The sequence below is a fragment of the Saccharibacter sp. 17.LH.SD genome (assembly GCF_009834805.1).
Lineage (GTDB): Bacteria > Pseudomonadota > Alphaproteobacteria > Acetobacterales > Acetobacteraceae > Saccharibacter.
Window position 1 is genome coordinate 173,251 of the sequence record NZ_WVHO01000009.1, and the last position, 14,063, is coordinate 187,313.

Consider the following 14,063-nt stretch of genomic DNA (forward strand, 5'->3'; position numbering starts at 1 on the left):
TTCAAGGGCGGTTTTTTATGGGGCCGATATTATCTTTGCTTTGGGAGCCTGCAATAGTCGGTTAGCGGCAAGCTTCACGAAGTCCAGCGCCTGCAGCCAGTGGGCAAAAAGGTAAAGCGAGGCAAAGACAGGCCCCTAAGAGGGATAAGTTAGTCGTTATAGACGCGCCTATTTGCATCGCATAGGAGCTTAGAGCGCCAAAAATAAGAACGGGCGTGTTAAGGGGGAGGACAAGTAGCGGCAGGATGAGGGTGTTACGGCGTGCGCCCAATATGCTGGCAGCGATTGTTCCTCCAATGAGCGAAAAGGTGAGGCTGCCGAGAGTAAGGCTTCCTAAAAGGATGAGTAATTCCTTTGTCTGCATACTAAACATGATTCCTAGAGGAACGCTTGTTAGTAGAATAGGCAGACTACTTGTCAGCCAGTGAGATACGATTTTAGCGAGCGCGATTCCTGCAGGAGGAAGGCCGCTTAACATAAGAAGATCCAAAGAGCCGTCGTCATAATCGGCAGCAAAAAGTCTTTCCAGAGGCAGTAGGCTCGCAAGTAAAGCACAAACCCAAATAATGCCTGGCCCCATCATATGCAAAAGAGAGGGAGAAGGGCCAAGGGCTAGAGGGAAGAGCGAAGAACATAAGATGAAAAAAAACAGCCCTCCCAGAGTATCAGACCCAAAGTAGAAAGCGAGGCGAAGTTCTCGTCGAATAAGCGTAATGAAAAGAGCTACCATAATGTTTCTTCATGAGAGGTGTTAATGGTGAGGGGGAGGTGAATGTTATTGGGGACATGGAGTGGCGTGTGACTTGTTAGCGCAACCATGCCGCCTTGCTGCCGGTGGTTGGCAATAAGTTGTTCTAGTTGGGTGATGCTCGCAGCATCCAGACTTGTAGCCGGTTCATCTAAGAGCCATAGCGGTGCTTGAGAGAGGTAGACACGGGCGAGTGCTGTGCGTCGTTTCTGACCAGATGAAAGACGATTTACAGGCATATGTACGAGTTTAGAAAGATTTAAGTAGTCTAAAATATAAGTAAGATCTGTAGGACAGGCTTTTCTTGTAAGAGTGAGGTTATCCTGTACAGTGAGTTGTGGCTTGAGGGCATTTTGTGGACCAAGCCATGCAATAGCTCCAGAATGATACATAGACCCGGAAGTTATTGGGCAAAAACCTGCGATTGTTCGAAGTAATGATGTTTTCCCTGCACCGTTAACTCCGGTGATATAGAGGGCATCGCCTGGGAAGAGTTGTAGAGAGATATCATTAAGAACTAACTTTTCCCCTCTAATGACATCAATATTGTTGAGAATAAGAGCAGGGTTAGCAGTCATAAGGGCCATGTATAAGCGCTGAGTAAGCGGTTAAAGCAAGAGAGAACCGAAATGGAGAATTTGCTTACGCAAAAGATTTCGGTATGAGGAACGCGTCAAGCGTGCAAGATGGGCACATATTACTATCCGACAGCAAGAAGGATGTTCCGAACTGACTGATTTGGTGCTGCAGGCGACGGATATCGCTAAGTCCTTTGGTGACCATGAGGTCTTACGTGGGATTTCACTGGATGTTGAGCGCGGTGAATTGATTTCTCTCATTGGCCCTTCAGGCTGTGGGAAATCGACTTTTTTGCGGTGCCTAAATTTTTTAGAGCATCCTGATGCGGGGCGTGTGTGCATTGAAGGTGTTACATTGGAAAGTAATAAGCATTGGCACCGCAAAGATGAGGCTCAGGCGCACCGTTTACGCGCCCATGTTGGAATGGTGTTTCAATCCTTCAATTTGTTTCCTCACCGTAATGTTTTGGACAATGTGATGATGGCTCCCCTTCAGGTAAAGAAGATGGAGTACGAGAAAGCACGTGCTATAGCGAGCGAATTGCTCGAAAAAGTGGGTTTGGCTACCGTTAAAAATCGTTATCCTGATCGCCTCTCTGGTGGGCAAAAGCAGCGTGCTGCGATTGCCCGGGCGTTGGCGATGAAGCCTTCTGTTATGCTGTATGATGAGCCAACATCGGCTCTTGATCCGGAATTATCCGAAGAAGTTCTTTCTGTCATGCGCGCATTAGACGAAGAAGGAATGACACAAATTGTCGTGACGCATGATATGCGTTTTGCTCGGGCGGCTTCCGATAGGGTCCTTTATCTAGAAGAAGGGCAGATCGTGGAAAGTGGCGATCCCGACGTCATGTTTGTTCATCCGCGTGAAGCACGAACACGCCGTTTTCTACGGACATTACTGTGATGCAGAAATATACGCTTTGGGGTTCAGTCAAAAAGAGAGTGTGTCTTTTTGTTCTGTTAGTGGGATGCCTGTGCGTATTAGTACCCAATGCCATGGCGGAATCCTATTCTGTTCCAGGGGCACAAAATGAGCAGGATCTTCCCTGGGCTTCCGACGGGGAAGCAAATGTTCCGTATGTTTTTCATGACCCTGCACATGAAGGTCGCATCACAGGCTTCGAATATGACTTGATGGGGGCCATTAGTGCCTTGTTGCACCGGCATGGACGTTTTGTTCAGAATGGTTGGGATGGGCTTATTCCGGGCCTATCGCGTGGTCTTTACGCGATGGTCATTGATGGGATTGAGATAACACCAGAACATGCGGAAGCTGTATTATTTAGTCGTCCTTACTATGTGACGTCTAATCGAATATTGGTCATGAAGGGGCATGAGACGTTGAATACGTTGGCGGCTCTTCATCATCATTCTGTGGGAACGATTAAAAATACAGCCGCTGAACATTTATTATTGCAACATGGCATTGAAGGGATTCGCTCGTACGAAGAGGAGACAGATCTTTTCACAGATCTACGTAATGGGCGTGTCGACGCGGTTCTTATTGATGAACCCATTGCTCAATATTATCGCTCTGACGATATGGAGTTAGTGGGAGACCCCATTGGCCGTATCACTTATGGTATTGCTTTTCCCAAGGATAATCCGGCGTTACGCGATGCTGTGAACACAGCCCTCGAGAACATCATACATGATGGCACGTTGCATCGTATTTTGGCGCGCTGGAATCTGTGGACGCCGCAAATGGCGGTTTATACTGGAGATTATGTAACTCTCAAGAGTAAACCGACGGCATGGGATGAGTATCGCAGCACAATGGCGCGTATGTCAGGCAGTGGTGCGTCCGCCTTATGGCATCGGTATCTCGCTTTTGTTCCTTTGATTGCAGAAGGGGCTGTGATGACATTGGCAGTTTCAGCCCTGGCTATGGTGTTGGCGGTAGCGATAGGGCTGATTCTTGCCTTGGGACGTCACTATGGAAGCGCCCCATTGCGTTGGATTTTTGGCGCTTATGTTGAGATTGTAAGAGGAACCCCTCTTCTTATTCAGGTATTGTTTATTTTTTATGGATTACCTGTTTTTGGGATTCGTCTTTCGCCCTTTATCGCAGGGGTGATGGCGTTAGGCCTTAATTATGCGGCCTATGAGGCGGAGAATTACCGAGCGGGTTTATTGTCGGTGCCGCGTGGGCAGATGGAAGCGGCCATTGCGTTGAATATGACGCATTTTCAGGCACTGCGTTTGGTTATTGTCCCACAAGCATTTCGGACGGTTGTTCCCGTCATGACAAATGACTTTATCGCGTTGATAAAAGATAGTTCCTTGGTGTCTGTCATTACGTTGACCGAACTGAGCCAGACATATATCCGGCTGTCATCAACCTATTATGATTATGTTGGAACGGGTTTGATGGTGGGATCAGCTTATCTTTTGATTGGGCTGCCTTTTGTAAGGTTAGCGCGTATGGCAGAGAAACGTCTCGGACGCGCCATAGGGCAAGGCCATCACTGAGGGGCCGCAGGATCTTTGAGCGCGGCTGAAGATAATGATCCTGAAGGAAGGGTATTGTCGTAAGTTTGCTGCAAGGCTTTTTGCCATAATGGAAGCCATTGACGGCTCGCTGAGATAAAGTTTTGGGCTGCGGGATGGCGAGAAAGTGTTTCTTTGCTCCAGCTGCCCAGTGGTGCAAGAAGTTGATGTGTATCGGGATCAAGAGGAGCGATGAATGTCTCTTCTTCGACAGCAGTCCATTGGTTCGGAGCTATGAGGTTAGCATGTATCCAGTCCGCATTGATCATAAAGGGCGGAAGGGGAAAACCTGACGTTTGAGTGTGTTTTAATGCAGCTTCAGCGAAGGATATTGCGGGCATATTGCTTTGTGGCAGAATTACATTTCCGAGAAATATGCAATCAACATTACTGGGGGTTATTTGTAGTTTGGTGAGATAGTTGCGGTCATCATGGCATGGTGTAAGCATCTCATCGGGTGATATTTGTGGCAAGGGCTGCTGTACTGCTTGTGCTATGATAAAGCCTGTTACAGCACCGTGATCAGTGCGCATTAAGGCGATGAGAGAGTAAGGAATATCCGACATTGCTTGAGCCTTCAGCACGGGATGCCATTCTCCCTTAGGAAGAGGGAGTGTGTGGCCCGCTAGAGAAATGTGATTTTGTATGGTGGCGTTGAGATCAGGTAATTCTACATGTGTGAAAGGGGTCGGCGCGCCGTCTGATGGTGATGTGTTGGGTGGTGGAGTGTCAGAAAATTTTTGAGGGCTCCCGGGTAACCAGGGAGCATAATGTTTGATGGATGGCGTCGGGAAAAAACAGGCCATGCCAATTCCGCCAATGCCGATGACAAGGCACGTGCGCCATAGAGGGGCACGTTTCCAAAGCTTTCCAAACGCGCTCACGGAAACTCCTTACAGGCTGGATTTGCTGAGGCGGGTTGTATAGGTGTCACCGCTTGCCTCTGCGGCAACGTAATCGTCATGCACCACAAGCTTGATCTGTTGCTTGTTTTGTTGTCGTGCAAGAATCAAGCTATCGCTAATCATATCTTCAATGGATCGCAATAAATCGCGCGCACTGGCCATATTCCCAAGTTTTTGCTGCTTTTGCATAAGCCGGAATAAAAGAGAGGGATCAATGCCTCCAGGCTCTACATGAAGGCCGTACCCCTCAATCATGTTCTCGATTTCCAATGCGGCAACGCGTGCCAGATCAAGCCCACGTAAGGTTCGGAATACGAAAATGCGGTCTAGGCGATTGAGTAATTCAGGCGCGAAGCCAGCGCGTAGTAATGCATCAACGGATTCTGACCGCATACGTTCGGGTTCATCAGAAAAGCGATCGGCAATGTCACTTAGCGCCTCTGTGGCGATATTCGACGTGAGCATGAAAATGGCACGCGTGGTGGAGACTTGCTCATTTGTTGACGCTTCTGTGATATGGCCATCATTCCAGGCTGTAAGAAATTTTTTGAAAACATCTGGATGTGCTTTTTCAATTTCATCAAGAAGCACAACAGAATCCGGTTGTTCTTTCAGGCCTCCTGTGAGGCGCCCAAAGGTATCAGACCCGACATAACCTTTGGGAGAACCAAAAAGTTGTGTTGCCGCATGAGGACTCGACATTTGTGTCATATCGAAATGGAGAAGAGGTCTTTCCATCTGGCGTGCAATTTGTTTGGCAAGATATGTTTTCCCTGTGCCAGGAGGGCCAGCTAGGAGAAAAATACCTACAGGTTTTCCACGAACCTGAAGGGCAAGTCGTCGACGTAATTGTTGGGCGATATCTTCGCACACTCTATCTTGCCCGATCACGCGTGCGCGTAATGATGCGGCGAGCTCTTCGGCATCAAGAGTTGTTTCACGCTGTTCCCGAGCAATGAGCTCTTCTAACGCACCACGATTCGTCAAACGACTAAGAACATCCATAATGATCCCTTTCCTGTGGCGGAGGCCACGTTGTGCCAAACGCTCAGCAGAAATTTCGTATAAGAGGCCGATGATGACAAAGAAGAGACTGATCAGCCCAATAGGGAGGTAAGCTGGGCGGCACCAGTCTACGACGGAATGTAAGCCTTCTATGAGACCATGCCAGGAGATGCCAAGCGTGATGCATAATTGTACGACGGCGAGGAGTACAAAAAACGCCATCATCAGCGGCATAATGCGATTTAGCCAAGGGATGAGGGTCTTTAGCATGAAGGGCAACGGTCCGTCATTAAGAGCATAGCGGTACAAGGCGGCATTATTGTACGATGATGGATAACGTTATCGTGGGATAAAGAGATGATAAAGGGGGTAACACAATATTCCCCATTAGGGCGTCAATGGTTGCAATATTGAGCGTATTTGTTGTCGTATTATTGGCCCAGCGAAGTTGGAGAAAGCCTGCTTTGTCAATAGGAAGAAGGATGTTTTGCATATGGGGGAAAGCACAACATGTTGGGTGATACCGCCACAGGTGATGTCCAAAATGCGTCCAGATTGTAGGTTCGCATCAGCGACGGAGATCACAGCTAATGAAATACGGCGTTCTTTTACAGCAGCCAAAAGGAGTGATTGTTGCTGAGGTGAAAAATAACTGCGCGCGATGGCGTAAGGGATTTTGTCGGGAGCCAGCATTGGAAGGTTGATGTCACCAGCGATGGCCGGGTTACTCGTCGTAACAGGGGTAGGGGTATCTTTATATTCTACAGACGATAGAGTGCGAAAAAACAAGCATAGTGGATATGATGAAGTGAACAGATGGATTGTAATTTCCTGAGTTACAGGAAAGTCTTGCATCGAGTAGAGGCTTTAGCGTATCAAAGGGGTGTTTCCTTCCACTTCCGCTCTTTTTTGGGGGGTGGCCCTAGCGGGCCGCCTTTTTTGTTTTGGATCAGAATTCTCCTTCCTCAGACGATAAGTTACCGCCAAACGCCATTATGCGTTTAAGTGGGTTAGAGGCACGTATTGCTGAACGGATTACTCCGACTTTGGAGGATTTGGGATTTGATCTCGTGCGGTTATCTGTTTTGGGGCGTGAAACGCCGACTGTTCAAGTGATGGCTGATCGCTCTAACGGATCACTCATTACCGTGGAGGATTGTGAGCAAATCAGTCATGCTGTGGGAGCGGTGTTGGATGTTGATGATCCTATTCCGGGAGCATGGATGCTTGAGGTTTCGTCAGCAGGGATTGATCGCCCGTTGACACGTCCGAAAGATTGGGAACGCTTTTCTGGGCATCTAGCCCGTATCGAGATGGACATTCCTTTAGAAGGGCGTAAGCGCTTTGCAGGGATTGTTCTGGGGATACGGGATCGCAATGGGATTTTGCGCCTTGATAATGGGGAGGAAGTAGAACTTCCTCTGTTAGAAATGCGTAAGGCCCGTCTTGTTTTGACCGATGAGTTGATCGAGGCAAGTGCGGCTCTTTCTGGTATTGTTCAGGATTCTGAGGATGAAAAAAATGGCAAAAAAGGCCGCATTCCTAAGCTGAACCCTAAAAAGCCGGGGAAGAAGAACTGATGACTCGTCTTATGCTGGTTGGAGGTCCGATCTAATGGACACGTCTGTTATCCGTCCCGAATTGCTGCTTGTTGCTGATGCGGTCTGTCGGGAAAAAAATATCGACCGCGAGCAAGTTCTGGAAGCGATGGAACAGGCCATCCAGAAGGCAGGTCGTGCAAAATACGGTCATGAAAAGGATATTCGCGCGACGATTGACCGTAAAACAGGGGAGGTCCGCTTAAGTCGGTGGACTGAAGTTGTTGAAACGGTTGAGAATGAGGATACGCAGATTCCTCTTCATATTGCGCGTAAATTTCAGCCAGAAATCCAAGCTGGTGAATATTTAGTCGATCCACTCCCTCCGATTGATTTTGGACGGATTGCCGCACAGACAGCAAAACAAGTGATTGTGCAGCGTGTGCGCGAATATGAGCGGAAACGTCAATATAATGATTTCAAAGACCGCGTAGGTGAAATCGTTAATGGGACGGTCAAGCAGACTGAATATGGTAACCTGATGGTCGAGATCGGTTCGGCTGAAGGGTTGCTGCGTCGTGATGAGCTGATCCCTCGCGAATCTTTCCGGAATTCTGATAGAATCCGGGCGTATATCTACGACGTGCGTGATGAAACGCGTGGTCCACAGATATTCCTCTCCCGTTCGCACCCTGGCTTTCTTGCCAAGCTGTTCGTTCAGGAAGTGCCAGAAATTTATGATGGCATCATAGAGATTAAGGCAGTTGCGCGTGATCCGGGGTCACGGGCTAAAATGGCCGTGATTTCTCACGATTCCTCCATTGACCCCGTTGGGGCGTGTGTCGGGATGAGAGGGTCACGTGTTCAGGCTGTTGTTGCTGAGCTTCAGGGAGAGAAGATTGATATCATCCCTTGGAGCGCTCAGGCCCCTACCTTTGTTGTGAACGCATTAGCTCCAGCAGAAGTGACGAAAGTGGTCATGGATGAGGATGCTGGTCGTGTCGAAGTTGTTGTGCCAGATGAACAACTTTCATTGGCGATCGGACGTCGCGGGCAGAATGTGCGGTTAGCTAGCCAGTTAACGCGGTGGGATATTGATATCCTGACGGAAGCTGAAGAATCTGAGAGACGTCAGGAAGAATTCCGTAAGCGGACCTCGCAATTCGTGGATCTGCTTGATGTTGATGATGTGATTGCAGGTCTTCTGGTGACAGAAGGCTATCACAGCATCGAAGATTTGGCCTATGCTGACCCCGATGACCTTCATGATATTGATGGTTTCGATGAGACAGTTGCTGAAGAGTTAATGTCTCGTGCGAATTCCTACCTTGAAGGACGTGAACGCGCATTAGATGAGCGCCGTAAGGAGCTTGGCGTCTCTGATGAGATTGTCGCCATGGAAGCTTTCTCGCCTAAAATTCTGGTAGAGTTGGGTGAGAAGGGGATCAAGACTCTTGATGACCTTGCAGATTTGTCGGGTGATGAGTTGGTTGAGCTCTTGGGTAAAGAGCGCTTAAATGAAGAAGAAGCCAACGAAATCATTATGGCAGCCCGTGCACATTGGTTCGAAGGTGATGAGCCAGGCGAGTCTGGCGCAGAAGCTTCATATAAAGAAGCCGCAGGAAGTGGAGAATCGGATCACGTCTAACGTTTCTGATATTGATGATGGACCTTCAGGTGGTGGCCAAAGGAAGACTCTTTCTTTAAGACGGTGTCTTCTGAGCCGTCGCCACGATGCTCCGGAGAATATGCTGCGCTTTGTCGTGAGTCCCGATAGGCGGGTTATTCCTGATTTGACGGCCAGACTTCCAGGGCGTGGTATGTGGCTTTGTGCAGATAGAGACGTGCTGAGTAGCCCCCAGTTAGGGAAGGCTTTTGCTCGGGGTGCGCGTCAACAGGTCAAATTTCCTGAAGGGTTGCTTGACCTTGTGCAAGAGGGGCTGGCAAAGCGTCTTCAGGATGGTATCAGTCTGGGACGGCGTGCTGGTGAAGCAGTTTGTGGATTTCAGAAATGCCGGGAACGTATTACGACTGGTAAAGTTGGGGTTGTGATTTGTGCGACAGACGCTAGTCAGGATGAACTCGCTCGGTTGATGTCTGGGCACCGGGATATCCCGGTTGTTCGGGTGCCTGACCGAGTTTTAGCTTCAGCTTTTGGGCGTGATCGTGCGGTTTATGCTGTGATAGCGCCTGGGGCGCTGGCACAGCGTTTTGTGACAGAATATAAGAGATTTTCGGGGGTGGCCAACGGTTCGCTCCCAGGGCCCGCGATCAAGGGTCAGTAAGGAACAGGCAGGACTATGAGCGACGGCAACGAGCGCAACCAACACGGGAACCGAACTGAGGCTCCGAAAGAGGGGGCTCCTAAGGATGGACAGAATAAGAGCGGGGGACGTTTGTCTTTGCGCCCTTCAGGACGCAAGGAAGGCGGACGGACCGTAGACGCCGGGTCTGTAAGGCAGAGCTTTAGCCACGGACGATCAAAAGAGGTCCGGGTTGAGGTGCGTAAGCCTAAACGTACTGGGGGCGCTGCTGGCGGTCGCGGTGGTCGTGGACCAATTGGGGCGCGCGGATTGACTGCTTCTGAGCAAGAGAAGCGTCAGAAGGTTCTTGAGCTTCAAAAGCGTCGCTTGGCAGAGGAAGAGGAAGCACGTCGCGAGGCGGAGAAGATTCGTATTCTTTCTGCTGCTGAGGAAGCACGCCGAAAAGAAGAAGAGGCAGTAGCTCAGCGCGAAGAAGAGAGTCGTGTTCGTGAGGCAGAGGCTTCAGCGGCACAAGCAGAAGGTGCTGCACATCAGGCGGATAAAGCTGATTCTGAGGCTCAATCAGAAAAGCCTCAAGCTGAGAAGAAAAAGCGTCATGTTGAAGCGCCTCAGCCGTCGAAACCGCTATCAATGGGCGGTGTTCAGTTGGCAGAGCCAACAAAGCGCCTGCGTCCACTTGCTGAGCGTGCAATTATGCCAAGCCGGCCCGTAGCTCAGAAGCCAAGGGCCAACACCCCAGACCCTTCTCTAGAGGTCGATTCGTCTGCTGCGCCAACGCGTAAGAGCGAGACACTTCATTTGCGTTCACGCGATGATGATACTGGGCGCCGTGGCGGCGGTGGTAATAGTGGCGGAGGCGGTGGTGGGCCGTCCCGTCGGGCGACACAGCAATCACGCCGTTCTTCTCCGCGTAAGGGGGGTGGTCAGGACCGTCGTTCTGGGCGCATTGATGTGCGTGCTGCGATTGAAGGAGATGATGGTAAGACCAGATCGTTAGCGTCCGTACGTCGTCAGCGTGATCGTGAGCGCCGTCAGGCAGAGCTAGAGCGTTTGCGCGCTGACCAAGTCCGGGTGGTTCGTGATGTTACTGTTCCTGAGACTATCCAGGTAGGCGAACTCGCAAACCGCATGGCCGTGCGTCAGGGCGATGTAATCAAAGCCCTCATGAAAATGGGGATGATGGTCACAACGACTCAGAGCATTGATGCGGATACAGCCGAGCTGGTTGTTGGTGAATTTGGGCATCGTGTGAAGCGTGTTGCTGAGAGCGATGTTGAGCTGGGAATTGAGGGCATTGAGGATCGTGAAGAAGATCTGAAACCTCGCTCTCCCGTCGTGACCGTCATGGGGCATGTTGACCACGGAAAAACCTCTCTCTTGGATGCGTTGCGCACAACATCCATCACAGATGGCGAGGCTGGTGGAATCACACAGCATATTGGCGCTTATCAGGTAGAAGTACCGTCAGGTCGTAAAGTGACCTTTATTGATACGCCAGGTCATGAAGCCTTTACAGCGATGCGTGCCCGTGGTGCGTCTGTTACAGACATTGTTGTGCTGGTTGTGGCGGCTGATGATGGTGTGATGCCACAGACGATCGAAGCGATTAAGCACGCTAAAGCGGCTAATGTTCCTATTATTGTTGCGATTAATAAGATCGATAAGGTTGGAGCGAATCCGGACCGTGTGCGCAATGATCTGCTCAATCATGAGATTGTCGTTGAGAGCATGGGCGGTGATACGCAGGAGATTGAGGTATCAGCTCTTAAGCGCCAAGGTCTTGATGCCCTTCTGGAAGGGATCTTGCTACAAGCTGAAGTGCTGGATCTGAAGGCAAATCCGAACCGTGTTGCTGAGGGTTCAGTTGTTGAAAGTCGCTTAGATCGTGGACGTGGTTCTGTCGCGACAGTATTGGTACAAAAAGGGACTCTCAGAGGCGGTGACATTGTCGTCGCCGGGGCACATTGGGGCCGCGTTCGAGCCTTGTTGGATGATCATGGTCGTCAAATTCAGGAAGCCGGGCCTTCGGTTCCTGTAGAGATCTTGGGTATGACCGGTGTGCCAGATGCCGGGTCTGTGTTTGTCGTTGTTGAAAACGACACACGTGCACGTGAAATTAGCGAGTTCCGTCAGAGAAAGATTCGCGAGAAAGCGACAGCTGTGCAGGTGGCTGCCCGTGGAACGTTGGATCAGATGTTGGCTCGTATTCAGGCGGGTGAGCAGAAGGAAGTTGCGCTGCTGATCAAAGCGGATGTGCAGGGTTCTTCTGAGGCATTGGCTGTGACGGTTGAAAAGCTATCGCATGAAGAAGTCGCTGTGCGGGTTCTTAATGCGAGCGTCGGGCAGATCACAGAGAGTGATGTGCAGTTGGCGAAGGCCTCTAATGCCGTCATCATTGCCTTCAATGTCCGTGCAACGACTCAGGCGCGTAGCCTTGCACAACGTGAAGGTGTGGATATCCGCTATTACTCCATCATTTATCAGGTTGCTGATGATGTGGAGAAATTGGTCAAGGGCAAGGTTGCACCAAAGCATCGCGAAAAATTCTTGGGCTATGCGGAGATTCGTCAGGTCTTCAATATTACCCGCGTCGGGAAGGTTGCGGGTTGTTATGTAACCGAAGGACACGTCAAACGTGGCTGTGGCGTGCGCTTGCTGCGTGAGAATGTCGTGATCCATGAGGGTGAGCTCAGCCAGCTTAAGCGCTTCAAAGATGATGTCAAAGAAGTGGCTCGTGGCTATGAGTGTGGTCTTTCCTTTGCTGGTTATAATGACTTGCGGGAAGGCGATGTGGTTGAGTGCTATGAAATGGAAGTGATTCCAGCTTGACGCGTCATCATTCTAACTTCGATGTTGTAAGCCCTGTTGAGGAATCCTCGACAGGGCCGAGTACGCGCCAGTTACGTGTCGCTGAGGAAGTAAGGCATGTGTTGGCAGATGTTTTTACGCGGACGGAGTTTCGTGATCCTGAACTGTATGGCGTAGTCGTCACGGTGACGGAGGTGCGTATTTCCCCTGATTTTCGTCATGCAACAGTTTTCGTAACGAGGCTGGGGCGTGACGATATTGGGGCCGTGCTCCCAGCGTTAAAGCGTGTATCGTCCTTCTTAAAAAAACAACTTTCACGTAAATTACGTTTACGTTCTGTCCCAGATTTGCATTTCCAGCCAGATTTGTCGTTGGAGCATGCTGAAGAGGTCAATCACTTACTGCGTTCGCCTGAGGTGCAGCGGGATTTGGGGCGTCACTCTGAGACAGAGGATTAACGTATCCAATGGCGCGTAAGCGGGGGCAGGATATTCATGGGTGGCTTATTTTGGATAAGCCCCTCGGCCCAACCTCGACGAGCATGGTGAATCGCTTACGTTGGGGGTTCGATGCACGGAAGGCAGGGCACGGCGGAACGCTTGATCCGTTAGCTTCTGGCGTTTTGCCCATTGCTTTTGGGCGGGCAACGAGCACGATTCCCTATATTATGGACGCCACAAAGCGCTATCGTTTCACGCTTTGTTTTGGGGAAAGCCGAACAACGGATGACCGTGAAGGAGAGGCTCTGGCGCGCTCAGAGATTCGCCCTTCTGATGAAAACATATGCCGCGTTCTTCCATCGCTTTGTGGAAATGTTATGCAAATTCCTCCCGTTTTTTCGGCGTTGAGGGTCGGCGGGCAGAGAGCATATGATTTGGCTCGGGCAGGGCGCCCGCCAGAATTACCACCGCGGCCAGCACGAATCGATTCCATCACATTGGTCGAGCGCCCAGATCGTGATCATGCCGTTTTTGATGTTCAGTCCGGTAAAGGGGTTTATATGCGCTCTTTGGCGCGTGATATTGCTCTTGCTTGTGGGACTGTTGGTCATATTAGTGAGCTGCGGCGCACCAAGTGTGGTCCTTTTGATTTGTCTCATGCCTATCGTATTGAACAGATAGTACTAGACAAAATAGAAGAAACTAGAGACAAGGCACATGCTCTTCCGGTTCCTTTATTGGATGTAGCAACCGCGCTGGTCGACATCCCGGCGCTGGCTGTTACAGAAGCTGAGGGGAAAGCGTTGATATATGGGCAAACAGTGTCTGTAAGCCCGCATATGGAAGCTTCTTTGTCGCGTCTTGAAGATAGTCTTTTATGGCGCGCGATGCTTGGAGAACACGTGATCGGTTTGTGTCGTGTTGAACAAGGACGGCTCAAAGCGGTTCGTATGTTGGAAAACCATTTATTTTTTGGAGAGAAAGATGTCGATCACCCCTGAACGTCGTGCGGCGTTAATTGCTGAATACCGTCTTGCTGAAGGTGACACAGGGTCTGCGGAAGTGCAGGTAGCCCTTTTAACCGAGCGGATTGTGAATTTGACTGAGCATCTTAAGGCTCATGCGAAAGACTTCCATTCGCGTCGCGGTTTGTTGATGTTGGTGGGCCGTCGTCGTGGTCTGCTTGACTACGTGAAGCGTAAGGATGAAGAGCGCTATAAGACGTTGATTGAGCGTCTTGGCCTACGTCGTTAATGAGGTAGTAAGCTTCGGAAGGAAGATATA

The 14,063-nt window shown here is 50.2% G+C and carries 13 protein-coding genes and 2 pseudogenes; 10 read left to right on the forward strand and 5 right to left on the reverse strand.

The window, feature by feature from the left end; all coding sequences use genetic code 11:
* Positions 1-61: 61 nt before the first annotated feature.
* Both ccmB and ccmA read right to left on the reverse strand, forming a co-directional pair.
* Positions 62-730: a heme exporter protein CcmB gene (ccmB, locus tag GS501_RS02125; protein WP_160830216.1), complete on the reverse strand. Its 669-nt coding sequence runs from the start codon at positions 728-730 to the stop codon at positions 62-64.
* The gene (ccmA, locus tag GS501_RS02130) at positions 724-1,326 is read right to left on the reverse strand and encodes a heme ABC exporter ATP-binding protein CcmA (RefSeq protein ID WP_160830217.1); all 603 of its coding nucleotides are present in this window, start codon (positions 1,324-1,326) and stop codon (positions 724-726) included. Before ccmA ends, ccmB begins: the two co-directional genes overlap by 7 nt.
* 163 nt (positions 1,327-1,489) lie before the next feature.
* Here ccmA and GS501_RS02135 point away from each other — a divergent pair, with 163 nt between their 5' ends.
* Together GS501_RS02135 and GS501_RS02140 are read left to right on the forward strand one after the other, a co-directional pair.
* Complete coding sequence (locus GS501_RS02135; protein WP_160830218.1) at positions 1,490-2,233, forward strand: amino acid ABC transporter ATP-binding protein; 744 nt, start codon at positions 1,490-1,492, stop codon at positions 2,231-2,233.
* 92 nt (positions 2,234-2,325) lie between these two features.
* On the forward strand, positions 2,326-3,801 hold the full coding sequence (locus tag GS501_RS02140) for an ABC transporter substrate-binding protein/permease (protein ID WP_202405268.1): 1,476 nt from the start codon (positions 2,326-2,328) through the stop codon (positions 3,799-3,801).
* Here GS501_RS02140 and GS501_RS02145 read toward each other — a convergent pair.
* The 3 genes from GS501_RS02145 to GS501_RS02155 form a co-directional block, all read right to left on the reverse strand.
* Positions 3,795-4,703, reverse strand: a complete 909-nt coding sequence (locus GS501_RS02145) for a hypothetical protein (RefSeq protein ID WP_160830219.1) — start codon at positions 4,701-4,703, stop codon at positions 3,795-3,797. The genes GS501_RS02140 and GS501_RS02145 overlap by 7 nt on opposite strands.
* A gap of 9 nt (positions 4,704-4,712) precedes the next feature.
* Positions 4,713-5,999, reverse strand: a complete 1,287-nt coding sequence (locus GS501_RS02150; RefSeq protein WP_160830220.1) for an AAA family ATPase — start codon at positions 5,997-5,999, stop codon at positions 4,713-4,715.
* A 117-nt stretch (positions 6,000-6,116) separates the two neighbouring features.
* Positions 6,117-6,518: a hypothetical protein gene (locus GS501_RS02155; protein ID WP_237442368.1), complete on the reverse strand. Its 402-nt coding sequence runs from the start codon at positions 6,516-6,518 to the stop codon at positions 6,117-6,119.
* A gap of 206 nt (positions 6,519-6,724) precedes the next feature.
* Between GS501_RS02155 and rimP the strand changes: the two genes are divergently transcribed.
* The 8 genes and pseudogenes from rimP to rpsO all read left to right on the forward strand — a co-directional run bounded on the left by rimP (position 6,725) and on the right by rpsO (position 14,033).
* Positions 6,725-7,309, forward strand: a complete 585-nt coding sequence (gene rimP / locus GS501_RS02160; protein ID WP_160830660.1) for a ribosome maturation factor RimP — start codon at positions 6,725-6,727, stop codon at positions 7,307-7,309.
* A gap of 34 nt (positions 7,310-7,343) precedes the next feature.
* On the forward strand, positions 7,344-8,915 hold the full coding sequence (gene nusA, locus GS501_RS02165) for a transcription termination factor NusA (RefSeq protein WP_160830222.1): 1,572 nt from the start codon (positions 7,344-7,346) through the stop codon (positions 8,913-8,915).
* Entirely contained in the window at positions 8,893-9,552 is a 660-nt protein-coding gene (locus tag GS501_RS02170; protein WP_370517908.1) for an RNA-binding protein, read from the forward strand. The genes nusA and GS501_RS02170 overlap by 23 nt, the downstream gene beginning before the upstream one ends.
* Before the next feature lie 15 nt (positions 9,553-9,567).
* Positions 9,568-10,054, forward strand: a pseudogene (locus GS501_RS10105) (translation initiation factor IF-2 associated domain-containing protein); the annotation flags it as partial.
* A gap of 254 nt (positions 10,055-10,308) precedes the next feature.
* Positions 10,309-12,360: pseudogene (gene infB, locus GS501_RS02175) on the forward strand (translation initiation factor IF-2); the annotation flags it as partial.
* A complete protein-coding gene (gene rbfA, locus GS501_RS02180; RefSeq protein ID WP_160830224.1) occupies positions 12,357-12,797 on the forward strand; it encodes a 30S ribosome-binding factor RbfA in 441 nt (146 codons plus the stop codon). The pseudogene infB and the gene rbfA, both read left to right, overlap by 4 nt.
* An 8-nt stretch (positions 12,798-12,805) precedes the next feature.
* Complete coding sequence (gene truB, locus GS501_RS02185; protein WP_160830225.1) at positions 12,806-13,780, forward strand: tRNA pseudouridine(55) synthase TruB; 975 nt, start codon at positions 12,806-12,808, stop codon at positions 13,778-13,780.
* Positions 13,764-14,033, forward strand: coding sequence for a 30S ribosomal protein S15 (rpsO, locus tag GS501_RS02190; protein WP_160830226.1), 270 nt, complete (start codon positions 13,764-13,766; stop codon positions 14,031-14,033). The genes truB and rpsO overlap by 17 nt, the downstream gene beginning before the upstream one ends.
* Positions 14,034-14,063: the final 30 nt, after the last annotated feature.